The 385-nt window shown below is 69.4% G+C and carries 1 protein-coding gene; it reads left to right on the forward strand.

Features of this window, described 5'->3' with window-relative positions:
• Positions 1-385: tRNA-dihydrouridine synthase family protein (locus tag ARTB_RS21440; protein ID WP_243182286.1), on the forward strand; the 385-nt coding region annotated here is incomplete at both ends.

Genomic DNA, 385 nt, shown 5'->3' on the forward strand with positions numbered 1-385 from the left:
ATGCGGCTCATCCGTCACCACGAGTCCGAGACCCCGCGCTCCATCCAGCTCTACGGCGTCGACCCGGCCACCGTCGAAGCGGCCGTGCGCCTGATCGTCGATGAAGACCACGCCGACCACATCGACCTCAACTTCGGGTGCCCCGTGCCGAAGGTCACCCGCCGCGGCGGCGGTGCCGCGCTGCCGTGGAAGACCTCCCTGTTCCGCGAGATCGTCGAGCGAGCCGTGCGTGCCGCCGGCAGCACTCCGCTGACGATCAAGATGCGAAAAGGCATCGACGCCGATCACCTCACCTACCTCGAGGCCGGTCGCATCGCCGAGGGTGCCGGGGTGGCATCCATCGCCCTGCACGCCCGCACGGCGAGCGAGTTCTACTCGGGCCACG

Origin of the sequence: Arthrobacter humicola, from assembly GCF_022803015.1 — a bacterium.
GTDB lineage: Bacteria > Actinomycetota > Actinomycetes > Actinomycetales > Micrococcaceae > Arthrobacter > Arthrobacter humicola_A.